This window comes from Arthrobacter sp. GmRoot5-12, assembly GCF_059739365.1.
Genome location: NZ_AP046056.1, coordinates 3,249,020 through 3,263,496, shown reverse-complemented (window position 1 = coordinate 3,263,496; position 14,477 = coordinate 3,249,020). Strand labels below are relative to the sequence as shown.

12 protein-coding genes are annotated in these 14,477 nt (G+C 68.7%); 5 read left to right on the top strand and 7 right to left on the bottom strand.

The window, feature by feature from the left end; genetic code table 11:
• Window positions 1-62 precede the first annotated feature (62 nt).
• The gene (locus AC6JAM_RS15110; protein ID WP_497935967.1) at window positions 63-1,511 is read right to left on the bottom strand and encodes a glycoside hydrolase family 3 protein; all 1,449 of its coding nucleotides are present in this window, start codon (window positions 1,509-1,511) and stop codon (window positions 63-65) included.
• 386 nt (window positions 1,512-1,897) lie between these two features.
• On the opposite strand from AC6JAM_RS15110, the gene AC6JAM_RS15105 reads away from it, so the two are divergent.
• The gene (locus tag AC6JAM_RS15105; protein ID WP_497935194.1) at window positions 1,898-3,049 is read left to right on the top strand and encodes a glutamate--cysteine ligase; all 1,152 of its coding nucleotides are present in this window, start codon (window positions 1,898-1,900) and stop codon (window positions 3,047-3,049) included.
• A gap of 118 nt (window positions 3,050-3,167) precedes the next feature.
• Here AC6JAM_RS15105 and tsaD read toward each other — a convergent pair whose 3' ends face one another.
• Genes tsaD through AC6JAM_RS15075 form a run of 6 tightly spaced genes read right to left on the bottom strand, consistent with a single transcriptional unit; the run spans window position 3,168 to window position 8,448 of the window.
• On the bottom strand, window positions 3,168-4,259 hold the full coding sequence (gene tsaD / locus AC6JAM_RS15100; RefSeq protein ID WP_018769198.1) for a tRNA (adenosine(37)-N6)-threonylcarbamoyltransferase complex transferase subunit TsaD: 1,092 nt from the start codon (window positions 4,257-4,259) through the stop codon (window positions 3,168-3,170).
• Window positions 4,256-4,750 carry a ribosomal protein S18-alanine N-acetyltransferase gene (rimI, locus tag AC6JAM_RS15095; protein ID WP_056394254.1) on the bottom strand — a complete coding sequence of 165 codons (495 nt, stop codon included), beginning with the start codon at window positions 4,748-4,750 and terminating at the stop codon, window positions 4,256-4,258. The genes tsaD and rimI overlap by 4 nt, the downstream gene beginning before the upstream one ends.
• A gap of 20 nt (window positions 4,751-4,770) precedes the next feature.
• The gene (gene tsaB, locus AC6JAM_RS15090) at window positions 4,771-5,442 is read right to left on the bottom strand and encodes a tRNA (adenosine(37)-N6)-threonylcarbamoyltransferase complex dimerization subunit type 1 TsaB (protein WP_018769196.1); all 672 of its coding nucleotides are present in this window, start codon (window positions 5,440-5,442) and stop codon (window positions 4,771-4,773) included.
• Window positions 5,436-6,050 (bottom strand): tRNA (adenosine(37)-N6)-threonylcarbamoyltransferase complex ATPase subunit type 1 TsaE, encoded by a 615-nt coding sequence (gene tsaE, locus AC6JAM_RS15085; RefSeq protein WP_144600007.1) that lies wholly within the window; start codon window positions 6,048-6,050, stop codon window positions 5,436-5,438. The genes tsaB and tsaE overlap by 7 nt, the downstream gene beginning before the upstream one ends.
• On the bottom strand, window positions 6,047-7,300 hold the full coding sequence (alr, locus tag AC6JAM_RS15080) for an alanine racemase (RefSeq protein ID WP_497935193.1): 1,254 nt from the start codon (window positions 7,298-7,300) through the stop codon (window positions 6,047-6,049). The genes tsaE and alr overlap by 4 nt, the downstream gene beginning before the upstream one ends.
• A gap of 56 nt (window positions 7,301-7,356) precedes the next feature.
• Window positions 7,357-8,448, bottom strand: a complete 1,092-nt coding sequence (locus tag AC6JAM_RS15075) for a PfkB family carbohydrate kinase (RefSeq protein ID WP_134163733.1) — start codon at window positions 8,446-8,448, stop codon at window positions 7,357-7,359.
• A 91-nt stretch (window positions 8,449-8,539) separates the two neighbouring features.
• Here AC6JAM_RS15075 and AC6JAM_RS15070 point away from each other — a divergent pair, with 91 nt between their 5' ends.
• From AC6JAM_RS15070 to AC6JAM_RS15055, 4 genes are all read left to right on the top strand, one after another.
• Window positions 8,540-9,967 (top strand): family 4 glycosyl hydrolase, encoded by a 1,428-nt coding sequence (locus tag AC6JAM_RS15070; protein ID WP_497935192.1) that lies wholly within the window; start codon window positions 8,540-8,542, stop codon window positions 9,965-9,967.
• A 76-nt stretch (window positions 9,968-10,043) separates the two neighbouring features.
• The gene (gene mshA, locus AC6JAM_RS15065; protein WP_223992220.1) at window positions 10,044-11,309 is read left to right on the top strand and encodes a D-inositol-3-phosphate glycosyltransferase; all 1,266 of its coding nucleotides are present in this window, start codon (window positions 10,044-10,046) and stop codon (window positions 11,307-11,309) included.
• 156 nt (window positions 11,310-11,465) lie between these two features.
• Window positions 11,466-13,142 (top strand): formate--tetrahydrofolate ligase, encoded by a 1,677-nt coding sequence (locus tag AC6JAM_RS15060; RefSeq protein ID WP_223992222.1) that lies wholly within the window; start codon window positions 11,466-11,468, stop codon window positions 13,140-13,142.
• Window positions 13,143-13,765: 623 nt separating this feature from the next.
• Window positions 13,766-14,368 carry an endonuclease domain-containing protein gene (locus AC6JAM_RS15055; RefSeq protein ID WP_497935191.1) on the top strand — a complete coding sequence of 201 codons (603 nt, stop codon included), beginning with the start codon at window positions 13,766-13,768 and terminating at the stop codon, window positions 14,366-14,368.
• Window positions 14,369-14,477 lie beyond the last annotated feature (109 nt).

The following is a 14,477-nucleotide window of genomic DNA, read 5'->3' as shown; positions in this document are numbered from 1 at the left end:
CAGACCATTAAACGCGTTCCAGCCATCGTGCGGGGTCCCCGGTCCGGGGCAGGAGTCAGAGGTCAGGGGCAGCCGGTTCCCGCGGGGAAAGGCCCGACGCCGGCGGGCAGCTTCCCGGGAGCAGGCGCCTTTCCTGCCAGCACGGCCACCAGCGCATCAAAGGCGGCGTCGGTGCGGCCGTACAGCGCCAGCTTCACCGGAGCCGTGGAGTTTTGGAGCGGCCAGGGGGCATCCAGGGCCACGGCAATGTCCCCGGCCGCTGGATTCCCGCCGAAGCCGATGAGGTTCACCAGCGGTCCTGATCCAACTGCGAGGCCGGCACGTGCGGCGGCGGCTTCGAAGCTCTCCCGGTCCCCCGGTCCCCCGCCGGCCACGCGCACCGCACCGGGCACCAGGGGCCCGCTGCAGGGACCGGAGACAACCGTCACGGCCGACGCCGAGACCCGCGCCGACAACGCCGCACCGCTTCCGGCCGGGGCACCTGTGCCGGCTGTTCCGGCAGGCGGCGTGGTCCGGGCATGCCAGATCATCATGGTGGCCACCCGCTGCGCGGCCTCATCCAGCCGGGAGGCGGGAAGCGTGCCGGCGGCCAGGGCCTGGAGGATGGCGGCGTGCGCCTGTTCCACGTCCGCGGGCATCAGCAACAGGTCGGCGCCGGCTCCCAAAGCCTTTACGGCTGCTGCGCCGGCGGGGTACTGCTTGTCCACGGCTCCCATGTTGAGGGCGTCCGTCACGGCTACACCTTTGAATCCGAGCTCCCTCATCGCGGCGTAGCTCGGTGCGGAGAGCGACGCCGGCACACCGGGCTCCAGCGCAGGCACAGCGATGTGGCCCGTCATGACGACCGGCAGGCCCGCGGCCACGGCCGCCTGGAAGGGTTTCCAGTCCCGGGCCCGGAGCTGGTCGATGCCGGCCGGCTGGACCGGGAGGCTGAGGTGGGAGTCCGCGGTCACCGAGCCGTGGCCGGGAAAGTGCTTGACGGTGGGAAGCACGCCGGCGTCCAGCATGCCCTGGGCGAAGGCGACCCCGTGGGCTGCGGCGGCGGCAGGATCCGCGGACATGGAGCGCGCGCCGATGGTGGGGTCGCTGGGCCCGATGGTCACGTCGGTATCCGGCGCGAAGTCGAGGTCGAATCCCAGCGGCACCAGCTCGCCGGCGAGGCCCTTTCCTGCTTCCCGGGTCAGGGCCGGGTTGCCGGCCGCTCCGTAGCTCATGGGCGTGGGCCATTCAGTCAGGGGCTGCCCCAGGCGTGCCACGGCGCCCCCTTCCTGGTCCACGCCGATGATCCCGGGCCACCGCCGGCCGCCGGCGGCGACAGCCTGCTGCAGCCGCTGGTTCACCGCGCCCATGGCGGCAACGTCCACGTTCCCCTGCTGATCGCGTGGCACGTTGTCGCCCATGATGATGGATCCGGCCAGGTGCAGCCGCTGGATGAGCGCGGCGTGCGCCTCCACCTGGTTGCCCTTGAAGAACGGGAGCAGAACCTGCCCGGCCTTCTCCTCCGGAGTCATGGCTGCCACGGCCGCGACGGCGGCGTCCTGGTCGCGCTGCTCCGGGCCCCACCCCAGGGGGCTGGAGCCTGCGTCAGGTGAGGCAGAAGCGGTGGGAGGCGCCGTCGTCGTACTTGCCGATGCCGAAGGGGCCCCGGTGGGCCCGGAGGACGACGACGGCGGGGCTGCGGTTGGGGAGGCTGTGCAGGAGGCCAGCGCCAGGGCCGACAGGGCCAGGAGGAGCGGGAAGGATTTGGCGGGAGTGGTTTTGGCAGGTCTGTGACGCGTGGGGAACGGGGCCATCAATACGATGCTACCCCTGCACTAGACTTGAACCACCCGTTCGCCTGCCGGCAGCAGCCTGTGAGCGGCATCAGCCAGCGGCAAACCGGACAGTGAGGAAACGTGTGAAGATCGACTTCGCCCCATCGAGGCAGTCAACCCTCGGTGTTGAGTGGGAGCTTGCCCTGGTGGACGGAAAGACGGGCGAGCTCGCATCCGTGGCCAACCAGGTGCTCCGCGGAGTTGCTTCCCGCCACCCGGAACTCAACGAAGACGACGAACATCCGCACATCAAGCAGGAACTGCTGCTGAACACCGTGGAACTGGTCACCGGCATCTGCGAAACAGCTGCCGAGGCCAAGGAAGACCTCAGCCGGTCCGTTGCCGCCGTCCGCGAAATCACCGATCCCATGGGCGTGGAACTCTTCTGCGCCGGCAGCCACCCGTTCAGCCCGCCGCAGCTGCAGCCCGTGACGGACAAGGCCCGCTACGCCAAACTCATCGACCGCACCCAGTGGTGGGGCCGGCAGATGGTCATTTACGGCGTTCACGTGCACGTAGGACTGGACCGCCGGGACAAGGCACTCCCCGTCCTGGATGGCCTGGTCAACTACTTCCCGCACTTCCAGGCGCTCTCCGCATCCAGCCCCTTCTGGGGCGGCGAGGATACCGGCTACGCCTCCCAGCGGGCCCTGATGTTCCAGCAGCTTCCCACCGCCGGCCTGCCCTTCCAGTTCAAATCCTGGGAGGAATACGAGTCCTACGTGCAGGACATGTTCACCACCGGCGTGATCGACACCATCTCTGAGATCCGCTGGGACATCCGGCCCGTGCCGGCGCTTGGCACCATCGAGATGCGCATCTGCGACGGCCTGGCCACGTTGGAGGAAGTGGGTGCCATTGCGGCCCTCACCCAATGCCTGGTGGACGAGTTCTCCACCACCCTGGACAACGGCGGCACCATTCCCACCATGCCGCCCTGGCACGTGCAGGAGAACAAGTGGCGCGCCGCCCGGTACGGCCTGGACGCCATCATCATCCTGGACGCCGCAGGGCGGGAACAGCTGGTCACCGAGCACCTGCTGGAGACGCTGAACCGGCTGGAGCCGGTGGCGGCCAAGCTGCGCTGCGCCGACGAGCTTGCCGACGTCGAGAAGATCATCCGCCGCGGCGCCGGGTACCAGCGACAGCGCCGCGTGGCCGAGGAAAATGGCGGGAACCTCCAGGCCGTGGTGCTGGACCTGGTCAAGCAGATGCGGAACGGCCCCACCGCGTAACGTGCTCCTGCCGAAGTAGGGCACTTCGGCACGGACACGCCGGCCGCCATCGTGATGTACGACGGCGGAGCCCGCCAAAGTGCCCCGCGACGGTTCGCTTTCCCCCGGCGCTCTGCCGTCAGGCCGGCAGCGACACCGATGTAACGGGCATTGACGAGTCCGGGGCGAAGGCGATTCCACTGGGTTCGACGCCGGCCATCACCAGCTGTGCGCCGAGGGCGGCCACCATGGCGCCGTTGTCCGTGCAGAGGTCCAGGGGCGGCACGTGCAGCCGGATGCCGGCGGACGCGCACCGCTGCCCGGTCAGTTCCCGCAGCCGCGAGTTGGCCGCCACTCCCCCACCCAGCAGGACATCCTTGATGCCGTACTCGCGGCAGGCCAGCACCGCCTTGGACGAAATCACGTCCACCACGGCCTCCTGGAAGGCGGCCGCGATGTCAGCCACGGGGATCTCTTCGCCGCGGGCCTCGAACTGCTCCACGCACCGGGCCACTGCCGTCTTGAGGCCGCTGAAGGACCAGTCATACCGGTGCGGCCCCGGCTCATCCGCCGTGCCCATGTACTTGGGCTGGGTGAGGCCGCGGGGAAAGCGGATGGCCTTGGGATTGCCGCCGCGGGCCACCTTGTCGATCGCAGGGCCGCCCGGGTAGCCAAGACCCAGGATGCGTGCCACTTTGTCGTAGGCCTCGCCGGCGGCGTCGTCGATGGTGGAGCCCAGGAGCTCCACGTCGCTGGTGATGGTCCTGATCCGCAGGATTTCGGTGTGGCCGCCGGACACCAGCAGGGCGCCCAGGTTCTCCGGCAGCTCCTGCTTCCGGCCGTTGGCGCGGTCATCCAGCAGCCCCACGCCCACGTGCGCCACCAGGTGGTTGATCGCGTACAGCGGCTTCCCGGTGGCGACGGCCAGCGCCTTGGCAGCGCAGACACCCACCATGAGTGCGCCGGCCAGCCCGGGCCCGGATGTGACGGCGATGGCGTCCACCTCGTCAAGGCTCACGCCTGCGTCTGCCAGCGCCTGATCGAGCGTGGGGACGAACGCGTCCAAGTGGGCGCGCGAGGCGATCTCGGGGATGACGCCGCCAAAGCGGACGTGCTCGTCCATGGAGGAGGAGACGGTGTTGGTCAGGAGGGTGGTGCCGCGGACGATGCCCACGCCGGTTTCGTCGCAGGATGATTCGATCCCCAGCACCAGGGGCTGTGAGCGGTTCATTGCCGGCCTGCTTCCGTTGCTTGGTGGCCATCAGTTTCCGGTGCGGCCAGCTGGAGCCGCATGATGAGCGCATCCACGCCGTCGCGGTAGTAGCGGGGGCGGATGTGGATCTGTTCGAAGCCGAACCGCACGTACAGCTGCTGGGCCCGCGGGTTGTCGGCGCGGACCTCGAGCAGGACATCGGCGGCACCGCGGTGCCTGGCCTCGGCGATGAGTTGGGTGAGCAGCCTGCTGCCGATGCCCCGCCCCTCGTAATCAGGAACGACGGCGATGGTCTGGATGTCGGCGATGGGCTCGATGCACATCAGCCCGGCGTAGCCCACGATGCCGTCGGTGGTCTCCGCCACAAGGTAGCGGCGGGTTTCCGGCTGGGAGAGTTCATCCAGGAACATCTGCACGGGCCAGGCGTCGATGGGGAAGAGCTTGTGTTCCAGGGCGCCGACGGCGGGTACATCGCCCAGGGTCATGTCGCGGACGGTGACGCCTGCCATGTGGGGTTCCGGGGTGGTACTCACAGTGCACGCTTCCGTGGTCCGGGTACCTGGGCATCTGATTCGCGCAGGTACAGGGGTGTGGTGTCCAGCAGGGCCTCCCCGGCAGCCAGCCGCGCCAGGGCAAACTGGCCAAGATACAGGGCGTCGGGCTGCTCCCCCGCGAACTCGGGATCGGCTTGGAGGACGTCGGCGTAGAGACCTGCGCCCGCGCCGAAGGCGGGCAGGTCCGGCAGGTCGGCGGCGAAACCAACATGGGGGCCGTCCTCCAGCAGCGGCAGCTGCCCGTCACCCAGGCTGTAGCGCGCCCAGTAGACCTCTTTCCGGCGGGCGTCGGTGGCCACCAGGAACTCCGGGACGGCGGCGGTGGATTCGGCTACCTCCAGGGCCACCGCGTCCAGGCTCATCAGGCCGTGCAGCGGCTTGCCCCAGACGAACGCCAGCGTCCGGGCGGTGGCAATGCCCGAGCGCAGCCCGGTGAAGGGGCCGGGGCCTACGCCCACCACCAGCGCATCGATGTCCTGCCCGGTGACGCCGGCTTCGGACAGCAGGGTGTGGATGCCGGGAGCGAGCACCTCGGCGTGGCTGCGGGTGTCCTCCGTGGAGAAGCTGGCCACCACGCCTTCGGGGGCTGCATCGGACACCAGCGCGGCGCTGGCCACCGCGGAAGTGTCAATCGCGAGGATCAGCATGGGGCGTTTCCTTCCGGTCCACCCAGCTCCGGCCCGCCCAGTTCCGGGGCACCCAGCTCGGGGGCAGTTGCCCAGCGCGGCCCGTAGCCGCGCATCACGATGGTGCGGGGCTCGTCGGTGTCTTCGCCGTCGAAGTCCAAGCTTCCACCTCCACTGCCGGCGGCATCCAGCCCGATGGCACGCAGGAGGTCGATCTCCAGCCGGCTCTCGCTGAGGTGCTCCACCCGGTCCTGTCCCCACTCCACCACGGTCACGGACGAGTCCATGGTGTTTTCAAGGTCGATGTCGTCGATCTCCGCTGCGGAACCCAGCCGGTAGGCGTCCACGTGCACAAGGTCGGGGCCGCCGGGACGCGGACCATCCGGCAGGTTCGGGTGGATCCGGACCAGCACAAAGGTGGGTGAGATGATGCCTGCGCGGACACCCAGCCCCTCGCCCAGTCCCTGGGTGAAGGTGGTTTTCCCGGCACCCAGCTCACCGGAAAGCACCAGCAGGTCCCCGGCCCGCAGCACCTCCGCCAAACGTGCGCCGAACGCGTGCGTCTGTTCCGCCGTCGTCGCCGTGAACGTCTTTTCCCAGTTGGCAGCCAACTGTCCGGCCGCGCTCATGCGGCCCCCGCCGAGCCGGGCGCGCCCACCAGGCCGTGGCCGTTACCCGCGTGGCCGGTGCCCGCCGGCTGGTCCTCGTTGATGAAGCGGCGCGGAACACGGGGGCTGATGCGGGTCACGATTTCATAGTTGATGGTCCCCGCGGCGCGTGCCCAGTCCTCCGCGGTGGGCCCGCCGTCGGCGCCGTCCCCGAACAGTTCCGCTTCCGCGCCCTGCAGGTCAGTTCCGGATGCCTCGGGCCCAAGGTCGATCACCATCTGGTCCATCGCGATCCGGCCCACCACGGGATAGGTCTTCCCTGCGACGCGGACGGGTCCACCGGTGGCGACCCGGGGGACGCCGTCGGCATAGCCCACCGGAATCAGGGCCAGCGTGCTCGCCGTCCTGGTGCGGTAATGCAGCCCGTAGGAGACACCCTGCCCCTCGGGCACGTCCTTGCACTGCGACACGAGGGTGCGCAGCGTCATGGCGGGCCGGAGTCCCAGTTCTGCTGAAGTCTGCCCGTCAAACGGCGACAGCCCATAGATGCCCAGGCCAACCCTGACCAGGTCGAAGTGGGTGTCCGGGCGGGACAGGGTGGCGGGAGTGTTGGCAAGGTGACGGACCTCGGGATCCACGCCCGCGTCCTCGGCAATGGCCAGCGCCTCCCGGAACGCGGCCACCTGCTGGTCCGTTTCGGGCCGCTCCGGTTCGTCGGCCACGGCCAGGTGGGAGAAGATGCCAACTACGCGCAGCAGGCCCTGGTCCTGGTATTCCACGGCCTCCCCCACCAGGCGGTCCCAGGACTCGGGGGTGGCTCCGTTCCGTCCCAGCCCGGTGTCCACCTTGAGATGCACCCGTGCCGGCCGCTCCTGCTCACGGGCCGCGGCCACGATGCGTTCCAGCTCCCACCCTGAGCAGCCAATGTCGACGCCGGCGGCCACCGCGGCACCGAAGTTGCTGTCCGTGGTGTGCAGCCAGGCGAGAAGCGGCGCGTCGATGCCGGCGGCGCGCAGCGCCAGGGCCTCGGAAATGTGGGCCACGCCGAGCCAGGCCGCGCCGGCCTGCAGGGCTGCGCGGGCCACGGGGAAGGCGCCGTGCCCGTATGCATCCGCCTTGACGACGGCCATGACTTTCGCGGGGGAGGCAGCGGCGGCAAGCCGGCGGACGTTGTGCCGGATGGCGTCCAGGTCGATCACGGCCGACCGCTCGTGGCGGGGGTCCGGCCCGGAGGCAGCGCTGAATTCACCGGTTGTTGCGGGGTAGGTCACCTAAGTGATTCTAGTGCGGGCACTTCGCGCCGAATAATCAGGGCCTCCAACGCCGCCTAAGCATCCGACAAGTGCGCGATGGTGGCGGCCGCCCTGCGCTGGGCTGACAGCGGCACGTCGTCGATGATGTCAGCGAGGAACCCGAAGCGCCGCAGCCACTGGCTCGTCTGCCGTTCGGGGCGGGCGTTGGCGCGTCTCCACCAGTCGGCAATGTCGCCCCAACCCGGCGCCGCCAGCGAGCCGCCCACCTCCTGCACCGCCATGGACGCGCACAGGTTGGCAAAGCGCAGCCGGTCCCCCAGCGGCCACCCGGCCAGGGTGCCCACGATGAAGGCTGCATCGAAGCAGTCGCCGGCTCCGGTGGGGTCGTGCGCCTTGACCGGAAGCGACGGGACCCATTCTTCCTCGCCCGTTTCCGAGTCCACGGCCATGGCGCCCTGCGGGCCCAGGGTTACGACAGCCACCGGAACGTGGTCCGCCAGCGCGTACAAGGCGCTCCACGGATTGTCCTTGCCCGTGAACGCCATGGCCTCGCGCTGGTTGGGCAGGAAGGCGTAGAAGTACTGCAGGTTGTCGAGCCTGACGGGCGCCCATTCCCCGCTGGGGTCCCATCCAACATCGCCGAACAGCTTTACCCCGCCGGCGTGGGCTGCGTGGGCCCACGGCTCCACTTCCAGGCCCACCTCAGCGATTCCGGCGAGGGCCTTGGGCGGGTCTCCGATCAGCTCGGAATTTGTCACCGGTGCGGAGTGCCCGTGGGTCACCAGGGAGCGGTCCTGGTCCACGCAGAGGGACACGGTCACCGGGGAGTGCCAGCCCGGGACGCGTCGGGAAAGGCTGAGGTCCACGTGTTCCTGGCCGGAAAGGATCTTCCAGTTGAAGTCCCCGTACCCGTCGTCGCCGAAAGCAGCTGCCAGCCCGGTGCGCAGCCCAAGCCTGGCAGCGGCAATGGCCTGGTTGGCCACGCCGCCGGGGCAGCTGCCCATGCCGTCGCTCCAGATTTCCGTGCCGGGTTCGGGCCCGTGGGGCAGGCCGGTGAAGATGATGTCCTGGAACACGGTCCCGGCCAGCAAGAGGTCGAATCCGGGTTCGGCGGGTGAACGGACGGCAGCCAAGGGGTCGTAGGGGCGTGCTGGGATGGCGTCCATAGTGCGCAGGATACGCCGTGCCGCACCGCTGCGGTAGGGGCCTTGGTCGGGCGTGGACAGGCCGCGGGACACCCCGCCTACACTGCATGGTATGCGGCTTCTGATTGCCGGCGGCGGGGGTTTCCGGGTGCCGCTGATATACCGGGCCCTGGTGTCCGGCCGCTTTGCCGGGCTGGTCACCGAGCTGGTGCTGTACGACGTCGATCCCGCGCGCCTTGATGCCGTCACCGCCGTGCTGGAGAGCATGCCGGTGGGTGATGGTGCCCGTCTTCCGGTCCACGCCACCACCGATCCTGCCGAAGCACTGCCCGGCACCACCGTGGTGTTCGCCGCGATCCGGCCGGGCGGTACAGCGGGGCGCGTTGCGGACGAGAAGGTGGCGCAGGACCTAGGGCTGCTGGGCCAGGAGACCACGGGGGCCGGGGGAATTTCGTACGCTTTGCGGACCATTCCGCAGATGCTTGGCCTTGCCCGGCTGATGCGGGAGCACTGCCCTGACGCGTGGCTGGTCAACTTCACCAACCCTGCCGGGATGGTCACTGAGGCGCTGCTTCCCGTCCTGGGCCACCGGGTCATCGGGATCTGCGATTCTGCCGGCGGTCTGGTGCAGCGGGCGGCGGCCGCTGCCGGGGTGCAGTTGCCGGAGGGAAGGCTCGACGGCGTGGGCTACTACGGGCTGAACCACCTGGGCTGGCTGTACCGCCTGGAGTCCGGCGGCCGGGACGTGCTGCGTGGCCTTTTGGCGGATGCCGGCGCACTGCAGTCGTTCGAGGAAGGCCGCCTTTTCCCGCAGCCGTTCCTGGCCCAACTGGGCATGCTTCCCAACGAGTACCTGTATTACTACTACCAGCGCGACGCAGCCCGGCAGGCGATGCAGGCCATGGCGCAGACCCGGGGCGAGACCATCCACAGCCAGCAGCGGGAGCTCTACCCGCGGCTGGCTGCTGCCGGGCCGGACGCCTACCGGCTGTGGGAGGAGGCGCGGCGCTCCCGCGAAGAGGGCTACCTGGCCGAGGCCCGGCACGACGGCGAGCGCCGCGCCGAGGAGGACCTGGCCGGGGGCGGCTATGAGCGGGTGGCGCTGGCGGCCATGCGGGCCCTGGCCGGCCGCGGGGAGACCCAACTGGTCCTGAACACCCGGAACACGGCGGCACCCGCCGGGACACCTGAAGGCCACCCACCCGCCTCCGCCACGGCTGCCCCGCCCGCGCCCCAGCCTGCCATTCCAGGCCTCCCCGCCGACGCCGTCGTCGAGGTTCCCTGCACGGTGACGGCCAGGGGCGCCGTGCCCCTGCCACAGCAGGCGCCGGACGGCCCGCAGCTGCGGCTGCTCCAGCGGGTCAAAGAGGTGGAACGGCTCGTGGTCCGGGCCGCCGGCACCGGAGCCCGCGAGGCAGCCCTTGAAGCCTTCGCCCGGCACCCGCTCGTGGATTCGCCGGACCTCGCCGCGAAGCTTCTGGCTGGTTATGAGCAGGCTTTCCCGGCTTTGGGGAAGATCTGGGAGGGCGGCGGGCGTTAGGGGAAGGAGTAATGTTTTATCGAATGCGCACTGAGCCGGCTCCCCTGATACCCGCCGGCGGCCGGAAGGAGGTCCCGTGGCACTGATCCGCAGGGTCGCGCTGCTCTCCCTCCACACCTCCCCCATGGAACAGCCGGGCTCCGGTGACGCCGGCGGAATGAACGTCTATATCCGCGAGCTGGCCTCCGCCCTGGCCGAGGCGGGCGTGGAAGTGGAGATCTTCACACGCGCCACCTCAGCCGACCAGCCCGCTGTCGAGCATCCCGATCCCGGCGTCTGCGTGCACAATGTCCTGGCCGGGCCGCCCAAGAAGATCCCCAAAGAGGAGCTGCCGGGGTTGCTGCACGCCATGGTGGCCGAGATCGAACAGATCCGCCGCCGGCAGCCCCACGGCCGCTATGACGTCATCCATTCGCATTACTGGGTGTCCGGGATCGCCGGGCTGGAACTGTCCGAACTGTGGGGCGTGCCGCTGGTGCACACCATGCACACCATGGCCAAGGTCAAGAACCTGCTCCTTGAATCAGGCGAACAGCCGGAGCCGCGCCGGCGCGAGGTGGGCGAGCACCGCATCGTGGACGGCGCGGCACGGCTGATCGCCAACACCAGCTCCGAGGCAGCCGAGCTCGTTTCCCACTACGGCGCCACCTACGACCGCATCGACATCGCCCCGCCCGGAGTGGACCTGGCCACCTTCACGCCGGCATTCCGGGCGCGGTCCCGGGCCCGGCACGGCATCAGCCCGGACACCTTCCATCTGGTGTTCGCCGGCCGCATCCAACGGCTGAAGGGCCCGCAGGTCCTGGTCAAGGCGGCGGCGCTGCTGCGCAAACGCCGGCCGGACATCGACCTGCGCGTCACCATCCTGGGCGCCCTGAGCGGCAACAAGGAATTCAACCTGCGCTGCCTGGTTGCGGAGGCAGGAATGGACGACGTCGTCACGCAGCTTCCGCCGGTTAAGGCACCTGAGCTGGCGTCCTGGTTCCGCGCGGCGGACGTGGTGGTGATGCCTTCCTTCAGCGAATCCTTCGGGCTGGTGGCACTCGAGGCCCAGGCCTGCGGTACGCCCGTCGTGGCCACCCGCGTCGGCGGGCTGTCCCGCGCCATCTTCCACGGCCGGACGGGGCTCCTGGTGGATGGCCACCATGCCGCCGACTGGGCCGATGCCCTCGAAGCCCTGTACGACGACCCCGCCACCCGCGAAGAACTGGGCCGCGCCGCCGCCATCCGCGCCCAGAACTCCGGCTGGCAGCGCACAGCCGCCATCACGCTGGAAAGCTACCATGCCGCCGTCGAGAATTTTGTGGGCCGGCGCCTGGCCCCGGTGGTTCCCGCTTCGTGACGTTCCTGCCCTGGTTTCCCGCCCGGCTTTTCTGTCATGGGCTTTTCCTTTTCCTTCGCGGGCGCCCCGGGTGCTGTTAGCTTAGGGGCAGGCCTCCGGCGCCTGCCGGCGCCGGAATGGACTGGGCAGGATGAAGCTGCGCAGGAAAGGACAACGATGTCTGCTCTCCCTTCTGATCTCGAGATAGCCCGGGCTGCCCGGATCCGTCCCATTGCGGACATCGCGGCTGCCGCGGGGGTTAATCCGGAAGCCCTGGAACAGTACGGGCGGTTCAAGGCCAAGATCGATCCGGCCAAGCTCGATGCGCCGGCTCCCTACGGCAAAGTGGTGCTGGTCTCGGCCATGTCCCCCACGCCCGCCGGCGAGGGCAAATCCACCACCACCGTGGGATTGGCGGATTCCCTGGCCAGGGCCGGCCGGAAGGTGATGATCGCGCTGCGGGAACCCTCGCTGGGTCCGGTCCTGGGGATGAAGGGCGGCGCCACCGGCGGCGGCTATTCGCAGGTGCTGCCCATGGATGAGATCAACCTGCACTTCACCGGCGACTTCCATGCGATCACCTCGGCCAACAACGCCCTGATGGCGCTGGTGGACAACCACATCTACCAGGGCAACGCGCTCAATATCGATCCCCGCCGCATGACGTTCAAGCGTGTGCTGGACATGAACGACCGCGCCTTGCGTGAAGTGGTCATTGGCCTGGGCGGGCCTTCGCAGGGGGTGCCGCGGCAGGACGGGTTCGACATCACCGTGGCCTCCGAGGTCATGGCCGTCTTCTGCCTGGCCAAGGATCTGGCGGACCTGCGCTCCCGGCTGGGCCGGATCACCTTCGGCTACACCTACGACCGGGTACCCGTAACGGTGGCGGACCTGGGGGTGCAGGGCGCCTTGACGCTGCTCCTGAAGGAGGCGGTCAAACCCAACCTGGTCCAGACCATCGCCGGCACCCCGGCCCTGGTCCACGGCGGCCCGTTCGCCAACATCGCGCACGGCTGTAATTCGTTGATTGCCACCCAGACCGCCCGGCGGCTGGCGGACATCGTGGTCACGGAGGCCGGTTTCGGCGCGGATTTGGGGGCCGAGAAGTTCATGGACATCAAGGCCCGGTACGGGGGCCTGGCGCCGTCGGCCGTGGTGGTAGTGGCCACGGTGCGGGCGCTGAAGATGCAGGGCGGGGTGGCCAAGGACCGGCTGGCCCAGCCGGACCTGGCGGCCCTCGAAACAGGGGTGGCCAACCTGCGCCGGCACGTGCGCAACGTGGAGAAGTTCGGGGTCACCCCGGTGGTGGCGATCAACAGGTTCTCCTCCGATTCCCAGGAGGAGCTGGACTGGCTGCTGGCCTGGTGTGCTGCCGAAGGCGTGGCGGCGGCCGTGGCGGACGTGTGGGGTCGCGGCGGCGGCGGTGACGGCGGCGACGAACTGGCAGCGTTGGTCCTCCAGGCTGCGGAGGGGCCCAACAGCTTCCGGCACCTCTACGCCCTGGGACTGCCGGTGGAGGACAAGATCCGGACCATTGCCCAGGAGATCTACGGCGCCGACGGCGTGGATTTCTCGGTTCCGGCGTTGAAGCGGCTGGCCGATATCGAGCGGAACGGCTGGAGCGGGCTCCCGGTCTGCATGGCCAAGACACAGTACTCGTTCACGGACGATGCCTCCCGGCTCGGTGCCCCGAAGGGCTTCACCATCCATGTCCGGGACCTCCTGCCCAAGACAGGTGCGGGCTTCATCGTGGCGTTGACCGGCGCGGTGATGACCATGCCCGGCCTCCCCGCCGTCCCGGCAGCCCTGCGCATGGACGTGGACGCGGACGGCAACCCGGTAGGCCTCACCTGACACGCCCGCTCACCTTTGGCAGCACAACACCAAACCCCCGCTCACCTTTGGCAGCACAAAACCAAACCCCCGCTCACCTTTGGCAGCACAAAACCAAACCCCCGCTCACCTTTGGCAGCACAAAACCAAACCCCCGCTCACCTTTGGCAGCACAAAACCAAACCCCCGCTCACCCCCTTCCGCGGCGAGCGTCGGGCAAAACGGCGAACCGGCACGGCCTGTGGATAACTCAACACGGGTATCCGACATATGCATGACAATGCAGTATGCGATCCCGCCTTCCCTTGCCTGTGCATCTGGCTGGCAGACCCTTCACGCTTGAAAGCTCAAGAAGCGCCGGACTGGACCACAACCGCCTGCGTCACAACGACGTCGAACACATCAGCCGGGGCCTCTACCGCCCTGCTGCATGGGACTTCTGCCTCGAGCATGCTGCCCGCGCATTGTCGGAGGCGACGCCCGGCGCATGGATTTCCCATGTGACAGCGGCGCGCCTCCAGAGTTCGCTCCTGCCCGCTTGGTTGTCCGACTCCAATGAACTTCACCTAAGCAAGCCCACGCTGCTTCCGGGAGCCCGCAGGAAAGGAATTCACGGCCACCGGCTCATTGTGAAGCCTGGCGAGGTGGAGTTCGTCGAGGGGATATGGATCAGCACACGGGCACGGACATGGCTGGACATGTCACGGCTACTGCCGTTGGCAGACTTGGTGGCTATGGCGGACCAACTGGTACGGCTGCCCCGGCCTGAACTGGAGGGCAGGGAGGGCGCCTACTCAACAATTGAGGAACTACGGAACATGGTTGCCCGTCATCCAAACCTTCAAGGGGTTGTGCGTGCCCGGCAGGCACTGGACTTGGCGCGGGTTGGATCGGACTCCGCGCCCGAGACCTTCCTCCGGTTGGCCATGTTTGACGCTGGTCTCCCGGAGCCAGAGCTGCAGCTGGCACTTTATCCTGGAGACCCTCGATCGTCGTCTGCCGACCTCGGATTTCGGCAGCGAAGAATTGCTATCCAGTACGACGGCGGCCATCACCTTATGGAAGCCCAGCGACTAAGCGATCGGCGCAGGGACAAGGCCTTCGAAGCGGCCGGGTGGACTGTCATCATCGTCGACAAGGCCGATCAGAAGGACAGCTTCGCTGCCGCTATCAGAAAGATCAGGCGAGCCGTGAAGAACTCTGTGGCGGATGCGACGGTGGCGTCGGGGTTCGCAAACGGGGACTAGTTGAACGGGGCTCACTTTCAGCTGGGATCGACTGAACGTTTGCCGGTGAGATGCGAGCGGGCGTCCCCAGAATAGTCGTCAAAAGTGAGCGGGCGTCGTAGAAAAATCC

Bases quoted from the DNA above. Each gene is read 5' to 3' on its own strand.
- AC6JAM_RS15110 (WP_497935967.1), bottom strand. From the start codon at position 1,511: ATGACTCCGGAGGAGAAGGCCGGGCAGGTTCTGCTCCCGTTCTTCAAG.
- tsaD (WP_018769198.1), bottom strand. From the start codon at position 4,259: ATGAACCGCTCACAGCCCCTGGTGCTGGGGATCGAATCATCCTGCGAC.
- rimI (WP_056394254.1), bottom strand. From the start codon at position 4,750: ATGGCAGGCGTCACCGTCCGCGACATGACCCTGGGCGATGTACCCGCC.
- tsaB (WP_018769196.1), bottom strand. From the start codon at position 5,442: ATGCTGATCCTCGCGATTGACACTTCCGCGGTGGCCAGCGCCGCGCTG.
- tsaE (WP_144600007.1), bottom strand. From the start codon at position 6,050: ATGAGCGCGGCCGGACAGTTGGCTGCCAACTGGGAAAAGACGTTCACG.
- AC6JAM_RS15075 (WP_134163733.1), bottom strand. From the start codon at position 8,448: ATGGACGCCATCCCAGCACGCCCCTACGACCCCTTGGCTGCCGTCCGT.
- AC6JAM_RS15070 (WP_497935192.1), top strand. From the start codon at position 8,540: ATGCGGCTTCTGATTGCCGGCGGCGGGGGTTTCCGGGTGCCGCTGATA.
- AC6JAM_RS15060 (WP_223992222.1), top strand. From the start codon at position 11,466: ATGTCTGCTCTCCCTTCTGATCTCGAGATAGCCCGGGCTGCCCGGATC.